The sequence below is a fragment of the Kribbella sp. NBC_00359 genome, assembly GCF_036097425.1.
Classification (GTDB): Bacteria; Actinomycetota; Actinomycetes; order Propionibacteriales; family Kribbellaceae; genus Kribbella.
The window spans coordinates 4768302-4785463 of the sequence record NZ_CP107975.1; the positions used below are offsets into that span (position 1 = coordinate 4768302).

Annotated in this window: 19 protein-coding genes; 8 read left to right on the top strand and 11 right to left on the bottom strand. The window is 69.2% G+C overall.

Annotated elements, in window-relative coordinates:
• Positions 1-16 precede the first annotated feature (16 nt).
• Together OG876_RS23460 and OG876_RS23465 are read left to right on the top strand one after the other, a co-directional pair.
• Positions 17-958 carry a carbohydrate ABC transporter permease gene (locus OG876_RS23460; RefSeq protein ID WP_328518761.1) on the top strand — a complete coding sequence of 314 codons (942 nt, stop codon included), beginning with the start codon at positions 17-19 and terminating at the stop codon, positions 956-958.
• Positions 955-1782, top strand: a complete 828-nt coding sequence (locus OG876_RS23465; protein ID WP_328518762.1) for a carbohydrate ABC transporter permease — start codon at positions 955-957, stop codon at positions 1780-1782. Before OG876_RS23460 ends, OG876_RS23465 begins: the two co-directional genes overlap by 4 nt.
• A 223-nt stretch (positions 1783-2005) precedes the next feature.
• Here OG876_RS23465 and OG876_RS23470 read toward each other — a convergent pair whose 3' ends face one another.
• The 3 genes from OG876_RS23470 to OG876_RS23480 form a co-directional block, all read right to left on the bottom strand.
• A complete protein-coding gene (locus OG876_RS23470; protein WP_328518763.1) occupies positions 2006-2983 on the bottom strand; it encodes a hypothetical protein in 978 nt (325 codons plus the stop codon).
• A 17-nt stretch (positions 2984-3000) separates the two neighbouring features.
• On the bottom strand, positions 3001-4209 hold the full coding sequence (locus OG876_RS23475) for an MFS transporter (protein ID WP_328518764.1): 1209 nt from the start codon (positions 4207-4209) through the stop codon (positions 3001-3003).
• Positions 4210-4318: 109 nt separating this feature from the next.
• Positions 4319-4831 carry a GyrI-like domain-containing protein gene (locus OG876_RS23480; protein WP_328518765.1) on the bottom strand — a complete coding sequence of 171 codons (513 nt, stop codon included), beginning with the start codon at positions 4829-4831 and terminating at the stop codon, positions 4319-4321.
• A gap of 132 nt (positions 4832-4963) precedes the next feature.
• Here OG876_RS23480 and OG876_RS23485 point away from each other — a divergent pair, with 132 nt between their 5' ends.
• Complete coding sequence (locus OG876_RS23485) at positions 4964-5677, top strand: class I SAM-dependent methyltransferase (protein WP_328518766.1); 714 nt, start codon at positions 4964-4966, stop codon at positions 5675-5677.
• Between the two features lie 174 nt (positions 5678-5851).
• Positions 5852-6277 (top strand): CBS domain-containing protein, encoded by a 426-nt coding sequence (locus OG876_RS23490; RefSeq protein ID WP_328518767.1) that lies wholly within the window; start codon positions 5852-5854, stop codon positions 6275-6277.
• Here the strand turns inward: OG876_RS23490 and OG876_RS23495 are convergent.
• The 3 genes from OG876_RS23495 to OG876_RS23505 are packed head-to-tail and all read right to left on the bottom strand — an operon-like array spanning position 6274 to position 9326.
• A complete protein-coding gene (locus OG876_RS23495; protein WP_328518768.1) occupies positions 6274-6624 on the bottom strand; it encodes a DUF4190 domain-containing protein in 351 nt (116 codons plus the stop codon). The genes OG876_RS23490 and OG876_RS23495 overlap by 4 nt on opposite strands.
• Positions 6625-6633: 9 nt before the next feature.
• Positions 6634-7995 (bottom strand): M16 family metallopeptidase, encoded by a 1362-nt coding sequence (locus tag OG876_RS23500; RefSeq protein ID WP_328518769.1) that lies wholly within the window; start codon positions 7993-7995, stop codon positions 6634-6636.
• On the bottom strand, positions 7992-9326 hold the full coding sequence (locus OG876_RS23505) for a M16 family metallopeptidase (protein WP_328518770.1): 1335 nt from the start codon (positions 9324-9326) through the stop codon (positions 7992-7994). The genes OG876_RS23500 and OG876_RS23505 overlap by 4 nt, the downstream gene beginning before the upstream one ends.
• 116 nt (positions 9327-9442) lie before the next feature.
• Between OG876_RS23505 and OG876_RS23510 the strand changes: the two genes are divergently transcribed.
• Together OG876_RS23510 and OG876_RS23515 are read left to right on the top strand one after the other, a co-directional pair.
• Positions 9443-9799 carry a YciI family protein gene (locus OG876_RS23510; RefSeq protein ID WP_328518771.1) on the top strand — a complete coding sequence of 119 codons (357 nt, stop codon included), beginning with the start codon at positions 9443-9445 and terminating at the stop codon, positions 9797-9799.
• Positions 9792-11009, top strand: a complete 1218-nt coding sequence (locus OG876_RS23515) for an RNA polymerase sigma factor (protein WP_328518772.1) — start codon at positions 9792-9794, stop codon at positions 11007-11009. The genes OG876_RS23510 and OG876_RS23515 overlap by 8 nt, the downstream gene beginning before the upstream one ends.
• On the opposite strand, the gene hisN is transcribed toward OG876_RS23515, so the two are convergent.
• Entirely contained in the window at positions 10993-11772 is a 780-nt protein-coding gene (gene hisN, locus OG876_RS23520) for a histidinol-phosphatase (RefSeq protein WP_328518773.1), read from the bottom strand. The genes OG876_RS23515 and hisN overlap by 17 nt on opposite strands.
• 145 nt (positions 11773-11917) lie before the next feature.
• Here hisN and OG876_RS23525 point away from each other — a divergent pair, with 145 nt between their 5' ends.
• On the top strand, positions 11918-12409 hold the full coding sequence (locus OG876_RS23525; protein ID WP_328518774.1) for a DUF2231 domain-containing protein: 492 nt from the start codon (positions 11918-11920) through the stop codon (positions 12407-12409).
• On the opposite strand, the gene rsgA is transcribed toward OG876_RS23525, so the two are convergent.
• The 4 genes from rsgA to OG876_RS23545 all read right to left on the bottom strand — a co-directional run bounded on the left by rsgA (position 12402) and on the right by OG876_RS23545 (position 16160).
• Positions 12402-13424: a ribosome small subunit-dependent GTPase A gene (gene rsgA / locus OG876_RS23530; protein WP_328518775.1), complete on the bottom strand. Its 1023-nt coding sequence runs from the start codon at positions 13422-13424 to the stop codon at positions 12402-12404. The genes OG876_RS23525 and rsgA overlap by 8 nt on opposite strands.
• Positions 13424-14695 carry a 3-phosphoshikimate 1-carboxyvinyltransferase gene (aroA, locus tag OG876_RS23535; protein WP_328518776.1) on the bottom strand — a complete coding sequence of 424 codons (1272 nt, stop codon included), beginning with the start codon at positions 14693-14695 and terminating at the stop codon, positions 13424-13426. Before aroA ends, rsgA begins: the two co-directional genes overlap by 1 nt.
• A gap of 67 nt (positions 14696-14762) precedes the next feature.
• Positions 14763-15374, bottom strand: a complete 612-nt coding sequence (locus OG876_RS23540) for a DoxX family protein (RefSeq protein WP_328518777.1) — start codon at positions 15372-15374, stop codon at positions 14763-14765.
• A 60-nt stretch (positions 15375-15434) separates the two neighbouring features.
• A complete protein-coding gene (locus OG876_RS23545; protein ID WP_328518778.1) occupies positions 15435-16160 on the bottom strand; it encodes a DsbA family oxidoreductase in 726 nt (241 codons plus the stop codon).
• Positions 16161-16230: 70 nt separating this feature from the next.
• On the opposite strand from OG876_RS23545, the gene OG876_RS23550 reads away from it, so the two are divergent.
• Entirely contained in the window at positions 16231-17073 is an 843-nt protein-coding gene (locus tag OG876_RS23550; protein WP_328518779.1) for an aminoglycoside phosphotransferase family protein, read from the top strand.
• The last annotated feature ends 89 nt before the right edge of the window (positions 17074-17162 follow it).

The following is a 17162-nucleotide window of genomic DNA, read 5'->3' on the forward strand; positions in this document are numbered from 1 at the left end:
GAAGGAACTCTCCCCTGTGACGACGACAATTGCTCCAACCGCGGCGGCCCCCGCTCCTTCCGGTAAGTCCTCCGGAAAGAGCGGGAAGCCGCGGGCCGCCAAGCTGGTCCGGATGCTGCCGCTGAGCCCGGCGATCGGGCTGATGCTGGTCTTCCTGGCCGGCCCGATCCTCTACTGCGTGTACGCCGCGTTCACCAACATGGCGCTCACCGGCACCGGCGCGGCGAACGTGAAGTTCGTCGGGCTGGACAACTTCCGCAAGGCCTTCGGCAGCGGCGCGTTCACGAACTCGATCTGGCTGACGCTGGTGTTCACGCTGATCTCCGCGATCATCGGGCAGAACACCCTCGGGCTCGGCCTGTCACTGCTGATGCGCAGGTCCACCAAGGTGGTCCGCAACTTCGTCGGTACGGCGGTCATCGGCGCGTGGGTGCTGCCGGAGATCGTGGCGGCGTACCTGCTGAGCGCGTTCTTCAACGACAGGGGCACGCTGAACGTGATCCTGCACGCCGTCCATCTGCCCGGCCAGGACTGGATGTACGGGGCGCCGATCATCGCGGTGTCACTGGCCAACATCTGGCGCGGTACGGCGTTCTCGATGCTGGTGTACTCCGCGGCCCTGAGCGAAGTACCGAAGGAGATCGAGGAGTCGGCCGAGATGGACGGCGCCTCCGGTCTGCGGCGGCTGATCTTCGTCACGCTGCCGATGATCAGCCGGGCGGTCATGACCAACCTGATGCTGATCACGCTGCAGACGCTGAGCGTATTCGGCCTGATCTACGCGATGACCCGTGGCGGCCCGGGGACCAAGAGTCAGACGTTGCCGCTGTACATGTACGAGCAGGCGTTCAGCTTCTCCCAGATCGGCTACGGTACGGCGATCGCCCTGGTGATGCTGGCGATCGGCGCGGTCTTCTCGCTGATCTACCTGCGTGGACTGAACTCGGAGGCCGCATGATTGCCCGCGACCGGATCAGCAAGCTGTCCGCCAACCTGGTTCTGCTGGCGATCGGTGTGCTGTTCGTGCTGCCGCTGCTCTGGGTGTTGTTCGCGTCGATCAACCGGACCGCCGGCCTGCGGGTCGAGTTCCCGACGCATCCGACACTCGGGAACTTCAAGGCGGTGCTCAACACCGACACGACGTACCGGCCGGTGTTGAACGGCATCGTGCTGTGTGGTGGGGCCGCCCTGCTGACCATGATCTGTGCGGTGCTGGCGGCGTACCCGCTGTCGCGCTTCAAGTCGAAGTTCAACCGGCCGTTCCTGCTGACCGTGCTGTTCTGCACCGGGCTGCCGATCACCGCGGTCATGGTGCCGGTCTACGGGCTCTTTGTGCAGTTGAACCTGGTCGACACCCTCGGCGGCACGATCATGTTCATGGCGACCGCCTCGCTGCCGTTCGCGATCTGGCTGACCAAGACGTTCATGGACGGCGTACCGATCTCCCTCGAGGAAGCCGCCTGGGTCGACGGCGCCGGGAACATGCAGGCGCTCCGCCGGATCGTCCTGCCACTGATGTGGCCGGGGATCGCGGTGGTGCTGATCTTCACCTTCATCGGCATGTGGGGGAACTTCTTCGTCCCGTTCATGCTGCTGCTGTCGCCCGAACGCCTGCCGGCCTCGGTCAGCATCTTCACCTTCTTCAGCCAGTACGGCGAACCGAACTACGGCCAGCTGGCGGCGTACTCCCTGATCTACACGATGCCTGTCCTCCTCCTCTACCTCCTCCTCAGCAAGAAGCTCGGCGGCGCGTTTGCGCTGGGCGGCGCAATCAAGGGCTAGTCAATCGGGTGGTTGGCCCTTCGCGCCCGACTACGCGCGCCCTTCGTCGCGAATCCGGGCACGGCGTACAGGTCGACAGGAGGTCCTCGGCTCGCCGGCTCCCCGCCACGCTCACGCCATCCCTCGGCAGGCGCTTTCCGAGGCACACCTCCTGTCGAGCTGCACACATCGCACAGAAAACCGCCCGCCACCTCGGTCGAGGCGACGGGCTGGAAGACCAAGTTCAGCGTGGTGGGGCTAGCGTGTCCAGGCGGTCGTGGAGGGTTTGGAGGGAATCGTCTCGGATGGCGTCGGGGAGTTCATCCAGCGCTTGCCAGTACTGGACCTTGTCGGTGGCGGGCCAGTCGAGTTGGAAGCAGGCTACCCAGGCGCGGGCGGAGCGGACGAGGAGGCCGAAGGTGGCGGCCGTGTCGTTGGTCGGCTTGGCTTCGGACAGGGACTCGAGTAGGTCCTTGTGAGTTTGGGCTGCGAGGGTGGCCGGCTTGTGTTCGTTCCAGGCGTCCGCGAGCGCTGCAGTCCTGCGTTCGAGGGCGAAGGCGGCGAGTGCGCCGACCGCCGGCGGGATCAGGGTGTCCAGGTGCTCGTCGCCCGCGACCAGTTCGGACGGCGACTGTGAGCCGACGGCGGTGCCGAGGGCGAGTGCGAGTCGCACGATGAAGCCGGTCAGTGGGGCGAGGCGGGCGTGATCCATCGTGACTTCGGCCTGTTGGAGCTGAACGCGGAGTTGCTTGATGGCTCGCAGCGCCGTACGACGGTCAGCGCGGGACCGGCGAACGGGACGGCCGGCATCGTCGATCGCCTCGTTGAGCCCGTCGGCCGGGATGCCGAGCAGATCCGCCACCTCGTCGAACGAGACCTCGGCCGTCGGTGGAGGGGCCTTCCGGGTCTGACGCCCGGAGCGCTGTGGCTCCGTGTCCTGGATGCTGTCGGCGGCCAGGTCGAGGAGGTCGTCCAGCCCGCGGACGACGTCGACCAGAGCCGCGTCGGCGGTCTTCCAGCGGTATCCGGCGAGCGCGCTCGTACGGCGGAAGTCGTCCTGCACCACCTTCTGCAACGCCGGCGGCCACCCGGCGAACTCCACCACCGGCGGCTCCTCGATCGGTGCCGCAGGGGCGGATTCGGGAGTCAACGGCTTGGCACCGGCGCGCGTGCCGATGACCTCTTCGTTCTTCTTCCCCTGCCCCGGCACGATGAAGCTCACACCACAACCTTACGGGGCTACTCGGTTCGCCTCAGGTGCCAGACGGACGGGACGACGAGGGTTGCCACGGTGATGGCGACGTACAGGCCGGCGCCGTACAGCTCGACCGCGGTGATGCCGGCGGCGGCTGCGACGGCGCCGACCGACAACTGGCCGATGGGTACGGCGATGATCGAGCCGAGCATGTCGTACGACGAGACCCGGGAGAGCTTGTCGATCGGGATGTGCTGGCCGAGCGCGGTCTCCCAGCCGATGCCGAAGATCTCGTAGCTGACGCCGACCAGGAACGACATCGCCGCCACCATGACGGTGTTCGGGGACAGCGCGAGTACGACCATGATCGGTGCGCCGAGCAGGATGCCGAACATGCCGATCCGCAGCGGGTAGCGGGGTTTGACCCGGATCATCAGTACGCCGCCCACGATGAGTCCGACGCCGAAGCAGGCGCTGGCGATACCCCACCCGGTCCGGCCGAAGGTGTTGTCGGCGATCACCGGGCCGAGGGTGCGGTAACAGGCCACGAAGATCACGTTCAGCAGGCAGAAGCCCAGCACGACCGTCCAGACCCACTGCCGCGAGACGAACTCGGCCCAGCCGACCCGCAGATCGGTCAGTACCGAGCTCGCCGACCGAGCGATCCTCGGGATGGACAGGCGGGCGAGCAGGAACGCCCCGAGCAGGAAGGTGACCGCATCGACCGCCAGGCCGACGCCCGGGCCGGTGAAGCCGACGATCACGCCGGCCACCGCGCCACCGCCGATCATCGCGACCGAGCGGGCGAAACCGGACACGGCGTTCGCCTGGGGGAGCTCGGCGCGGTCCACGATCGACGGCAGGATGCCGGTCAGTGCCGGCATCACGAATGCGGCGGCGGTGCCGTTCAGCGCCTCGATCGCGGCCAGTTGCCAGATCGTCGCGTGACCGGACAGGACCAGTACGGCGGCGAGACCCTGGGTGAGTCCGCTGACCGTGTTCGCGACGACCAGGACCAGGTTGCGGGGGAGCCGGTCCGAGATCACGCCACCGGCGAGCAGGAAGACGATGTTCGGGATGCTGCGCGCGGCGAGCACGATGCCGACGGCGCCGGCCTCGTCGGACACGTCCAGGACGGCGAACACCAAGGCGATCGGCGCGATCGCCGAGCCGAGCAACGACACGAACCGGGCCGACACGAAGATCCGCACGTCCCGATGCCGCAGTACGGCGAGATCCTGCCGCCAGCTCACCCAAACCCCTCTCCCGAACCGCCGATCCTATGAGGTGCCGGGGCCGAAGTGCCTGGTGTTTTTCGCAGGGCAGAGCCCGGACTCGGAGCCGCGGTGCGGGCGTGGTGCGTCAGCCCTCGGTGCCGGGCGGTTCGGCGAGGCGGATGTTGAGTTCGACCTCCCACTTCGTCTTGCGGGGTTCTTTGCGGGGATCCGTGCGGAACAACTCGTACCGGCAGCCGAACAAGTCGCCTTCGGCGACGTCGCGACGGTCGAGCGTGAGGTCTTCTGCGCCGGCAAAGTCGAGGAGGGCACGGTTCGCGCGGAGGGAATGGTTGCGGTAGGTCAGCGTCACGTAGCGTCCCGCCGGGAGTACGTCCGGCCGCACCCGAGCATCGCCGGTCAGCGGGCCAGGGGTGGTCACGCCGACCTCCAGGTCCATCGGACCGTTCATGTCGATCACATGCAGCCGGAGGAAGAACAGTCCGTCGTCGTCAACGCCCTCCCGAACCAGCCAGTCACTGAGCTCGTCGATCAGCTCGTTCCGCACGCTCAACATGCCCCGGAACGGCGTGACCACCCGAATGCCGAGATAGTCCGCCTCCGGCCGCTCGACAACCCGAGGCGGTTCAAGCAAGTCCATGTGGGCCTCCTCAGTCTCGCTCCCCAGCATCGGGCCTGCCCCAGGGGCAGCCTCAACGTAGCCCACAGAGGGCGCGCCGTTGGCTCGTAGCAGAAAAGGAACGACGGCACCACGGCCGCCGTTGGTAGGCACATGACGAACCTGACGAGTGCGTACGAAGAGCTGGCCGATGTCTACCACGCGACCGTCGATCCCGACGGCGCCGGCCTGGACGATCCGACGTTCGACGAACTGGTGGGTGACGTGCGCGGTCAGCGGGTGGCCGCGGTCGCTTGCGGACAGGGCCGCGACGCGCGACGCCTGGCCGATCTCGGCGCCGAGGTGGTCGGCATCGATGCCTCGGAGTCGCTCCTGGCCCACGCGCGGAGGCTCGAGCAGCAGACACCGCGCGGCATCGAGTACGTCCATGGCGACGCGCAGGATCTCGGCCGGATCCCCGCCGCCTCGTTCGACGCGGTGGTGTGCCACATGGCGCTGATGGACATCCCCGACCTCGAGCCGGCGGTGCGGTCGATCGCGCGGATCATGAAGCCTGGCGGCTGGTTCGCGGCGTCGATCGTGCACCCGTGCTACAAGACGCCCGCCGCCGGTGAGCTGATCGATCACGTCGATGGCTCGACCCGGCGCGTCACCGGTCGCTACTTCGAGGAGGGTCCCTTCAACAGCGTCACGCGGTGGAAGATCCTGCCGCGCGTCGCGTACCACCGGATGCTGTCGACCTACGTCAACACCTTGGCGACGGCCGGCCTGCCCGTCGTCCGGATGATCGAGCCGGTCGGCGACCGCCCGGTCTGGCAGTCGGTCCCCGGCCTGCTCTACTTCCGGTGCCAGAGCCAGGGTGGGTGACCTGGGTCGGCTTCGGAAAGGACCTTCATTTTGTGGGGGTTGAGGGTTGATCGGTGCCGGGGGCAACTGATTCGGGTTGTCTTTCGTTGTCACGCTTGGTGACTCGCGGGGGCTGCCGGTTTGGGGTGGATTTCGCTACCTTGGGGTATTGGTCCTCGAACTGCAGGAGGCTCCGTGAAGATCAAGGACGTACTGCGCGGCAAGGGCAACCAGGTCGTCACCATCTCCCCAGAAGCCACTGTCACCGAACTGCTCGCACTGCTGGCCGAACACAACATCGGCGCGGTGGTGGTCAGCGCGGACGGGTCGTCGGTGGACGGCATCGTGTCCGAGCGCGACATCGTCCGGCTCTGGAACGGCACGCCGGAGGCCGGCGAGGTCCGGGTGAGCGCGATCATGACCGCCGAGGTCCGGACCGCCACCCCGGACGACCTGATCGACAACCTGATGCGGCTGATGACCGAGCACCGGATCCGGCACGTGCCGGTCGTGGTCGACGGCAATCTGGCCGGGTTGGTCAGCATCGGTGACGTGGTCAAGTCCCGGATCGGCGAGCTCGAGTTCGAACGCGAACAGCTCTCCAACTACATCAGCAGCTAGGCGGACGCGAAGACCAGCACGATCAGCAGCAGGAACACCAGGCCGGCTCCGAGCAGGGCTGTGCCGATCAGGCCACAGATCTGCCCGGCCTGAGCCATGCCCCGGTTGTTGTAGACGCCGGGCGTGGCGTCGATCTCCGCGACCGCCTGCGAGCCGAGCCACCAGGCGACCGGAGACACGAACAGCAGTCCGGTGCACAGCGCGATCACGCCCAGGACCAGAGCGACCGTGGCCTGGGAGTGGTCGCGCAGGACGCCGTACGCCGGTTGGTCCGGGAAGCCGGGCTGGAGCGGATAGAACGTGTGAGTCCGGTCCGTGGCATCCGTAGGCCGTCCGACGAACGACATCCTGTGCTCCTAGGGCGTGAGATCGACCAGTTCGCCGACGACGTCTGCGCCCAGCTCCGCGAGCTGGGGGCGGACGTCCTTGGCTTCCCCTACGACGACGACCAGGAGGCCGTTGGTTCCCACGTACCGGCGGTAGGCGTCGGTGGCCTCGGCGGCGGTGGTGGCGGCGATCTGGGCCAGGTAGGTGTCGGCGAAGTCGATCGGTACGCCGTTCGCGATGTTGCTGCCGACCTGCTGGGCGACCGAGTCGGCCTGCTCGTAGCGCAGCGGCGCGGTCCGGATCAGGCTGTCCTTCGCCTCCTGGACCTCCTGCTCGGTCAGCCCGTCGCGGGCCTCCCGCAGGATCCGCAGCGCGTCGCCGATGGCGGCGCCGGTCACCTCGGTGCGTACGGCGCCACCCAGGCTGAACGTGCCGCCCCGGCGGGGTGCGGCGAAGCTGGTCCGCGTGCCGTAGGTGTAGCCCTTCTCCTCGCGCAGCACGGTGTCCACCCGCGAGGTGATGGTCCCGCCGACCACGTGGTTCGCGACCGCGGCGGCACCCCAGGCCGGGTCCCGCCGGTCCGGACCGGCGCAGCCGATCAGCAGCTGGCTCTGCACCGAGCCCGGCCGGTCGACCAGGACGACGCGGTTGCCCGGGAGGTACAGCGGTTCCGGCGTCTCGAGCGCCGCACCGGCGGTCGAGGTCCAGCCGCTGAAGGCCTCGTCGATGATCCCGGCGACGTCCACCCCGGTCGCGTCGCCCGCGAACAGGATCTCCGCCCGCTCCGGGCCGATGTTGTTCCGGTAGAAGTCGGCGACCTGCACGTTCGTCAGCGGGCGGATCGTGTCCGGCGTCCCCGCGGTCGGCCGGGCCCGTCGCGTCGACGGGTCGAACAGATGGGCCGCGAACGCCTCGCGCGCCCGGTACCCCGCGTTCGCCCGCTCCTGGTTGATCTCGCCGAGGCGGATCGTCACGTGCCGGCCGACGTCGGCCTGGTTGAACGCGGGCCGGGTGATCGCCTCCGCGAGCAACTGCACGGCCGGCGCCAGATGCGACACCGGCACGGAGATCTCGACGTGCAACGCGTCCGAGCTGACGTCGACGCCGTACGCCGCTCCGTGCCGCTCCAGGGCCGCCGCGAACTCGTTGGCCGAGTGCAGCTCGGTGCCCTCGTCGAGGGTGCGGGACATGATCGTGGCGACGCCCTCGATGTCCCGCGGTTCGGCGATCAGCGGCATCGCGATCGTGACCCGGACGGTGGCGACGTACTGACCCGGGCGGTCGAAGACGTGCACCGGGGCGCCGACGCCGGTGATCGTGGTCGTCGCGGCCGGGAACTTCCACGGGCGGGGAGCGCCGACGGCCGGTGGGGTGGTCAGCACCTGGTTCATTCCTGCTCTCCCAAGGTCTCAGCAGCAGTCTCGGCAGCAGTCTCAGCAGCGGTCTCGGCAGCAGTCTCGGCCCGGCGGTAGCTCACCTGGACGCGCCCGTCGGCGCGGATCCACTGCGCCGCGGCCGCCTGCACCTGCTCGACGGTCACCGCGCGGACCTGGTCGATCCGGGTGTTGATCCGGTTCGGGTCGCCGAACAGCAGGGCGTGGTGGGAGATCTCGTCGGCGCGGCCGGCGCACGTCGCCAACTGCTCCAGCCAGTCCCGCTCGGCCTGCGCCTGCACGGTGGCCAGCTCGTCCTCGGTGACGCCGCTCTCGGCCAGCTTCTCGATCTCCTCGAGCAGCGCGTCCTCGACCTTCTGCAGATCGATACCGTCGGACGCGATCCCGGTCAGCGTGCCGAACGACACCCCGCCGATCAGCGGCAGCGCGCCGCCGGACACCGACTGCGCGATCTGCTCGTCGCGGACCAGCCGGCGATTCAGTCGGCCGCTCTGGCCGGCGGCCAGGATGTCCAGGGCGAGACCGGCCGCGTCCAGCTCCGGCGTCCCGTCCACGGGCAGCCGGAACATCATCGTGATCAGGTCGGACGGTACGTCGGACACCACGTCGTCGCGCTGTACGTCGGTCAGCGGGCCGATCGTCCCGTCCGGGGCGGCCGGCGGCTGCGGGATCGCGGGCAGGTGGCCGAAGTACCGCTTGGCGGCGTCGAACGCGTCCGCCACGCTGACGTCCCCGACGATCGTGAGTACGGCGTTGTTGGGGCCGTAGTACTTGCGGAAGAACGCGTGCACGTCCTCCACGGACGCCGCGTCGAGGTCGGCCATCGAGCCGATCGTCATGTGCGCGTACGGGTGGTCCGCGGGGAAGGCGAGCTTGACCAGCCGCTCGTACGAGTCGCCGTACGGGCGGTTGTCGTAGCTCTGCCGCTTCTCCTCCTTGACCACGTCGCGCTGGTTGTCCAGGTTCTCCTGGTTGACCGCGTCGAGCAGGTAGCCCATCCGGTCCGCCTCGAGCCAGAGCGCGAGGTCGAGGCCGCCGCTGGGCAGTGACTCGAAGTAGTTCGTGCGGTCGAAGAAGGTGCTTGCGTTCAGGCTGGCGCCGGCGTTCTCGAGCAGGCTGAAGTGCTGACCGGAGGCGACGTTGCGCGATCCCTGGAACATCAAGTGCTCGAACAGGTGCGCGAACCCGGTCAGCCCGTCCGGCTCGTGCCGCGATCCGACGTCGTACCAGAGGTTCACGGCGACGATCGGGACGGCGCGGTCGGAGCTGACGACGACCCGCAGGCCGTTGTCGAGCGTCTGCTCCGCGATGGGGTACGTCAAGGGCATGCCTGCCACCCTACGTGGTCCCGAAATTGTTCGGGTGAGATGTCGATCTCGCTGCAGGTCGCGCATCGGAGTGGTGGATGCTGGAACCGGCCATGCATCAGACATGGACAGGAGAGGTGACATCAGTGGGCAAGTACCTGGTGATGATCTACGACGACGAAGCCAAGTGGGACGCGGCCGATCCGTCGGTGATGGAGCAGAACCACAAGAACCACCAGGCCTTCGCGGACGCGAACGGCCCGGCCCTGCGCGGCGGCGGGCAGTTGGACGGGAGCACCACCGCCACGTCGATCCGGTCCGACGGCGGCGGCGGGTTCGTGATCACTGACGGGACATTCGCGGAGACCAAGGAGGTGATGGGCGGGTACTACATCATCGAGGCGGCCGACCTGGACGAGGCACTCGCGATCGCCAAGCAGGTCCCGTCACCGATGGGCGGCGTCGAGGTCCGGCCCATCATCAACGGTGGCTGACACTGTCGCCGAAGCCGTGGCGGAGGCCCACTCGACCGAGTGGGCCTTCGTCCTGGCCGCGACGGCACGGGTCGCAGCCGATCTCGACCTGGCCGAGGACTGTGTGCAGGACGCTTATGCCAAGGCGCTGGTGCACTGGCGCGAGCAGGGCGTGCCGCGGCGGCCCGGCGCGTGGTTGACGACAGTCGCCACGCGGCGGGCGCTGGAGCATCGGCGGCGGGCCGGGGTGGCGGAGCGGAAGCTGCCGTTGCTGATGCCGGATCCGGTCGACGACGAGGATCTTGCGGCCGGGGTGTTCCCGGACGACCGGCTGCGGCTGGTGTTCACCTGCTGTCACCCGGCGCTCGCGCAGGAGGCGCAGATCGCGCTGACCCTGCGGCTCGTCTGCGGGCTGTCGTCGACGGAGATCGCGAAGGCGTTCCTGGTGAAGGAAGCCACGATGCAGGCGCGCATCACCCGGGCCAAGCACAAGATCTCGCGGTCCGGGATCGCCTACCGGATCCCGCGGCTGGCGGATCTGCCGGAGCGCATCGACGCGGTGCTGGACGTCGTACACCTGGTCTACACGGCCGGACACACGGCGGCGGACGGGGACGGGCTGACCCGGCCGGAGCTGGCGTGGCGAGGGATCGAGCTGGCCCGGATGGTGCGGATGCTCTTGCCGGACAGCGGGGAGGCGGCCGGTCTGCTCGCACTGCTGTTGCTGACGCAGGCGCGGCAGGCTGCACGCGTCGACGACGCCGGTCAGTTGGTGCTGATGGAAGACCAGGACCGGACATTGTGGGACCGGGCCCAGATCGCCGAGGGGCTGACCCTGGTGCAGGAGGCGCTGGGACAGTCAGCTGGGCGGTTCGGGGTGATGGCGGCGATCGCGGCAGTGCATGCCGAGGCTGCCCGGTGGGAGGACACCGACTGGGCCGAGATCCTCGGGTTGTACGACGTACTGCTCGAGCGCTGGCCTTCTCCGGTGGTTGCGCTGAACCGAGTGGTGGCGCTCAGCTACGTGGCTGGTCCTGAGGCGGCCCTGCAGCAGTTGAGTGATGATCCTGCCTTGGCGACGTACCCGTACCTCGCGTCCACGCGCGCTGAACTGCTTCGGCGTACTGGACGAGACGCTGAGGCGAAGGCGGCGTACGAGGAGGCGCTGGCGTTCACCAGCAACGCGGTCGAGGCGGACTTCCTGGTCCGGCGGCTCACTCGAGGCGCTTGAGCACCTCGTCGTGCAGGCGGCCGTTGGTGGCGACGGCGTTCGGACCGTTCGGGCCGGGTGCCCCCTCGACGGAGGTGAACTTGCCGCCGGCCTCGTCGACGATGATCGCCAGCGCGGCCATGTCGTAGAGGTTGAGCTCGGGCTCGGCGGCGATGTCGACCGCGCCCTCGGCGACCAGCATGTAGGACCAGAAGTCGCCGTACGCGCGGGTGCGCCAGACCGAATCCATCAGGTCGGCCCACTGGTTCTTCTTGCCGATCTTCTCCCAGCCCTTGAGCGACGCGTACGACAGCGAGGCGTCCTCGATCTTGCTCACGTCGCTGACCCGGCACGGCTGCGACGAGTGCAGGGCGCGGCCGGTCCAGGCGCCGTCGCCGTACGACGCCCACCAGCGCTTGCCGAGGGCCGGGGCGGAGACCACGCCGACGACCACCTGGTCCTCGATCATCAGGCTGATCAGCGTGGCCCAGACCGGGACGCCACGGATGTAGTTCTTGGTGCCGTCGATCGGGTCGACGACCCAGCGGCGGACGCCCCAGCCGCTGGTGCCGTCCTCTTCGCCGACGAAGGCGTCCCGGGGCCGGGCCCGGGACAGCGTCTTGCGCATCACGTCCTCGACCTTCTTGTCCGATTCACTCACCGGCGTCAGGTCCGGCTTGGTGGCCACGTGCAGGTCGAGCGCCTTGTAGCGGTCCATCGTGGTCGAGTCCGCGTCATCGGCCAGGATGTGGGCGAGCCGCAGGTCATCCGTGTGCGAAGGCATGCCGGAAGGCTAACCTGAACCCCTGCTCAGCGCGCCCCGCGGCGGCAAACGTTGCGGATCGGTTGCGGCCCGGGTTGAACCGAATACGGTCGTCGAACGTGCAGTCTAGTGTCTGACCACGTCTAGGAACGCCATGGAGGCGTCAATGTTCGAGCGCTTCGGGGACCTGCCGCTGCACGTGCTCGTGATCCACCTCGCGGTGGTGGTGCTGCCGGTGGCCGCGCTCACCGCGATCGCCTTCGCGGTGCTCCCGAAGTGGCGCTGGCTGCTGCGCTGGCCGGCGCTGGCGCTCGGGCTGGGTGCGCTGGTGTGTGCCTTCGTGGCGAAGAAGAGCGGGGACGCGTTCGTGGCCGCGGTCCCGCAACTGGACAAGCTGGTCGCCCTGCACCGGTCGCGGGGGAATCTGCTGCTCTGGTTCGTCCTGGCGTTCGCCGTGCTGGTCGTCATCGCCTTCGTGGTCCTGAGCGGGCCGACCGCGCTGGCGAGCGGAAAGGGTGCGAAGGCAACCAACAGCCGCCCGCTCGAGCTGGTCGTCACCGCGGCCGTCGTGGTGGTGGGAGTCGTCGTGATCTTCCAGACCATCCGCACCGGCGACGCCGGCGCCAGAGCCGTCTGGACCGGCATCCTGCCTAAGTGACGTCCTGCTCCGGCACGGCGTCCTGGCGGGCTTCACGGCCTTCGCGGCTGGCGAGCAGGCGGCGGAAGGAGGCGACGCGCTCGGCGTCGGCGCGGCCTTCGGCAACCGCCTCGTCCAGGGCACAGTCGGGAGCGGTCTCGGTGTGGGTGCAACCGCGGGGGCAGGTCTCGGCGATCTCGGCCAGGTCGGGGAAGGCGTGGATCAGCTGGTCGGGCTGGACGTGAGCCAGGCCGAAGGTGCGGATGCCGGGGGTGTCGATGAGCCACCCGCCGTCGGGCAGGCGCAGCACCAGGGTGTTGGTCGACGTATGACGCCCTCGGCCGGTCACCACGTTGACCACGCCGATCGCGCGGTCCGCGCCGGGGATCAACCCGTTCACCAGCGTTGACTTGCCGACACCGGAGTGGCCGACGAGGACGCTCGTACGGTCGTCGAGTTGCTCGCGCAGCCCGCTGAGGTCGCCACCTTGGTACGTGGCGACGGACTCGACCCCGAGTGGGCGGTAGATCGACAGCAGCGGATCCGGGTCGGCCAGGTCGGTCTTCGTCAGGCAGAGCAGCGGCCGCATCCCCGCGTCGTACGCCGCCACCAGGAAGCGGTCGATCAGTCCGGTCCGCGGCTCCGGGTTCGCGACCGCGACGACGATGACGAGCTGATCCGCGTTCGCGACCAGCGGTCGTTCGACCGGGTCGTCGTCATCGGCCGACCGGCGCAGCAGCGTCGTCCGCGGCAGCACCTCGACGATCCGGGCCAGCGTGCCCTCGTCGCCGGTCGCGTCGCCGTCGAGCTTGACCCGGTCGCCGACGATCACACTCGTGCGGCCGAGCTGGCGCGCCTTCATCGCGGTCACCTCGTGGCCTCCGTGGGAGTCCTCGACCCAGCACGCGTAGCGCCCGCGGTCGCGGGTGAAGACGAAACCGATGGTGGCGTCGTCGTACGAGGGGCGGTCCTTGGTCCGGGGCCGGGTGCGGCGCTTCGGACGGTCGTACCGGGCCTCCTCGTCGTACCGCGACATCAGCCCGCGAGCCCCGACCAGAGCTCGGGGAACTCCGGCAGCGTCTTCGCCGTGGTCCCGATGTTCTCGATCTCCAGCCCGTCCACGAGCAGCCCGAGGACGGCGGCGGCGTGCGCCATCCGATGGTCGTTGTAAGTGCCGAAGAGCCCACCACGCAAGGGCTTCGGCCGGATCTCCAGCCCGTCGGCCGTCTGCGTCACGTCCCCGCCGAGCGCGTTGAACTCGGTCTCGAGCGCCGCCAGCCGATCCGTCTCGTGGTTGCGCAGATGCGCGATCCCCCGCAGGTACGACGGTCCGTCCGCAAAGGCGGCCACCGCGAGGAGGACCGGCGAGAGCTCGCCGACCTCACTCAGGTCGAGGTCCACACCGTGCACACGACCGGTGCCACGGACGGTCAGACCGTCGTCGGTGCGGGAGACCTCCGCGCCGAAGCGAGTGAAGATGTCGCGCAACTGATCGCCGGGCTGTGTGGTCTGCGAAGGCCAGCCGGTCATGGTGACCTCGCCGCCGGTGATCACGGCCGCGGCCAGGAACGGCGCGGCGTTGGACAGGTCCGGCTCGATCGCGGTGTCCTGCGCGCGAATGGGGCCGGGGGCAACGACCCAGCGGTTCGGCTCGCCGTCGTCGACGGACACGCCGCGTTCGCGCAGCATCGCCACCGACATGTCCAGGTGCGGCTGGGACGGCACCGGCTTCCCGTCGTGCCGGAGGTCGACGCCCTCGTCGTACCGGGCTCCGGCCAGCAGCAGCGCGGACACGAACTGGCTCGAACCGGACGCGTCCAGGGTCACCTTCCCGCCGCGGACCGAGCCCGTGCCGGAGACCGTGTACGGCATCCGGCCGGTGCCGGCGTCGTCGATCTGTACGCCGAGGGTCCGCAGGGCGCCGAGGATGACACCCATCGGGCGCTCCCGGGCGTAGGGATCGCCGTCGAACGCGACCAGACCGTCGGCCAGCGCGGCGACCGGTGGGACGAAGCGCATCACGGTGCCGGCCAGACCGCAGTCGACGTTCGCCGGGCCCTTGAGCGAGCCGGGGGTGACGGTGACCGTCGTACCGCTGTCGCTGATGCCGACGCCGAGCGAGACCAGGGCGGACCGCATTAAAGCGGTGTCGCGGGCGGCGAGCAGACCGGTCAGGTGGGACGGCCCGTCGGCGATCGCGGCCAGGATGAGTGCGCGGTTACTGATCGACTTCGATCCGGGCACCGTGATCCGGCCGGTGACCGGTCCTTCCGCCCGCGGCGCCGCCCAGCCCTGCTCCGTGCTCATCCCACTCCTTCGGCTCGTCGTTTCCGAGTCCGAGCCTAGGGCATGGGCGCTACTGAGCCTCTCAGCATCAGCCGAGGTGGAGCTCGGCCTTCTTGAGCTTCGCGGCCTGCCGGGCCTCGTGGGCCAGCTGCTTCGCCTGGCGCTTGGCCGTCTCGGCGCCGCGCCTGGTCTCGCGCTTGGCTGCCTTGGCGCTGCGCTTGGTCTCGCGTTTCGCGGCCTTGGCGCCATGCGAGGCGCGCCAGGCGACACCCGGCTTGCCCTCGGTGTCGACCGCCGCGAGCAGCAGGCCGCCGAGCAGGCTGAGGTTCTTCAGGAACTGGATCCGCTGGGTGTTCCGGACCGTCTTGTCCTTCTCCAGCCAGAACGGGTGACCCGCGATCGTGGTCGGCACCAGCGACGCCGCGAGAACACTCGCAGCCAGCCGCCGGCCCTTGCCGCTGGCCAGCGCGAGCCCACCGACCACGTGGACCGCGCCGTTCAGCCGGACGAGGTTGACCGTGGTGTCGGGGATGCGGTCGCCGACCTGCGCCGGTGCCACCCGCTTCACCAGCGGCACCAGCCGGTCGGTCACCGGTTGCGCCTTCGGCACGAGTGGCTCGGGGTTGCGAATCGAGTTCGCACCCTGAACGACGAAAATGACGGACAGCAGCGGCCTGGCCAGTGCGCGCACGACAGTCATGCCTCCTTCATACACCACGTCTTGTAAGACTTCCGGTACCCAACGCTCAACCGCCCAGGCTCAGATGGGGCAGCCGTCCGGGCCGCAGGTGGGATCGTCGGTCGCTCCGGGACCTGTGATCAGCGTGACCGGCTTGCGGTCCGCGTTCGCCCGGCGCAGCGCCTCCTGGAACACCTCGACCGGTTGGGCGCCGCTGACGCCGTACTTCTCGTCGATGACGAAGAACGGCACACCGTTCGCGCCGTACGCGAGGGCCTGTGCCTGATCCGCGGCGACCTCTTCGGTGTACGTCGTACTCGCGAGGACCTCGTGGACACGGTCGGACGGGAGGCCGGCCTCCGTCGCCAGCTCGGTCAGCGTGGCGTGGTCGCCCACGGGGAGGCCATCGGTGAAGTACGCCTTGAGGAGGCGCTCCTTGAGCCGGTCCTGAGTGTCGGCGGGCACCTGCCCGGCTTCGACGAGCTCGCGGGCCAGGTGCAGCAGGCGGTGGGCGTCGACGGTGTTGGCCGACTTCGCCTGGTCGAGGTTGTACTCGAGGCCCAGTTCGGCCGCGATCTCGGTCACGTGCGCGTTGGCCTGCAGACCCCACTCGCGGCCGCGATCGTACTTCTCACCCAGCCGGGTCGCCAGGTCCCGCGGGTCGTCGTTGGTGGACGACGGATCCAGCTGGAAGCTGTGCCAGACGATCGTCGCGGTGTCACCGCTGCCGGCCAGAGCCTCTTCGAGCCGGCGTTTCCCGATGTAGCACCACGGGCAGACAACGTCGGACCACACATCAATGCGCATAGTTGTTGCCAACTCGGGTTGTTCCAGCACTATTCCGAACCCGATCCGGTTGTGACGCGTCTGACGCTCCATGGATCACGAACTCGTACGGACCCTCTTGCAGGAGCAGCATCCGGATCTGGCCGAGCTGGAGCTGAAGGCGGTCGTGGGCGGCTGGGGCAACCAGATGTGGCGGCTCGGTGCGGACCTGGCGGTCCGGATGCCCCGGACCGCGCAGGCCCCGGAGCTGCTGCTCAAGGAGCACCGCTGGGTCCCTGACATCGCCGCCCGTGTTCCGCTGCCCATCCAGACGCCTGTCCGGCTCGGCAAACCGTCGGACCGGTTCCCGCGGACCTGGTTGGTGACCACCTGGGTAGCCGGCGAACCGGCTGACCACGCACCGATCACAGACCCTGCGGCAGCGGACGTGCTGGCCGACTTCCTGAAGGCCTTACATACCGAGGCGCCGGCCGACGCGCCGGTGAGCGACCGAAGCGGTGTGCAGGGGAGCCTGGGGTTCAGCGAGGTGCACGAGTACGTCGGCCGTGGTGAGGAGATGCGTGCGGTGTGGGCGGACGCGATCGCCGCACCGGCGTGGGACAGGCCGCCGGTCTGGCTGCACGGTGACCTGCACCCGGCGAACGTGGTCGTTGCCGACGGCACGCTTGCCGGTGTCATCGACCTCGGCGAAGTGGGCGCCGGCGATCCGGCGACCGACCTCGCGGCCGCCTGGATCCTGCTCCCGGCCGGCGCGGCCGACCGGTTCTTCGAGCGCTACCCGGCGGACGACGCCACGGTACGGCGAGCTCGCGGCTGGGCCGTGCAGCGGGCGCTGTTCCTGGTCGCGATGGGTGTGAACGGCGACAAGGGCCTGCCCGGCGGGAAGCCGCACTGGGGCCCGCTCGGGCTCGAGGCCCTCGAGCGCCTGCTGTGATCGGCGACCGGTTCGGCTGCTGACAGCGCGTCCGTCGGGCCATGTCAGCACGGCGGCTGCCCGGTGTCAGGGCGGCCCTAGATGGTGGT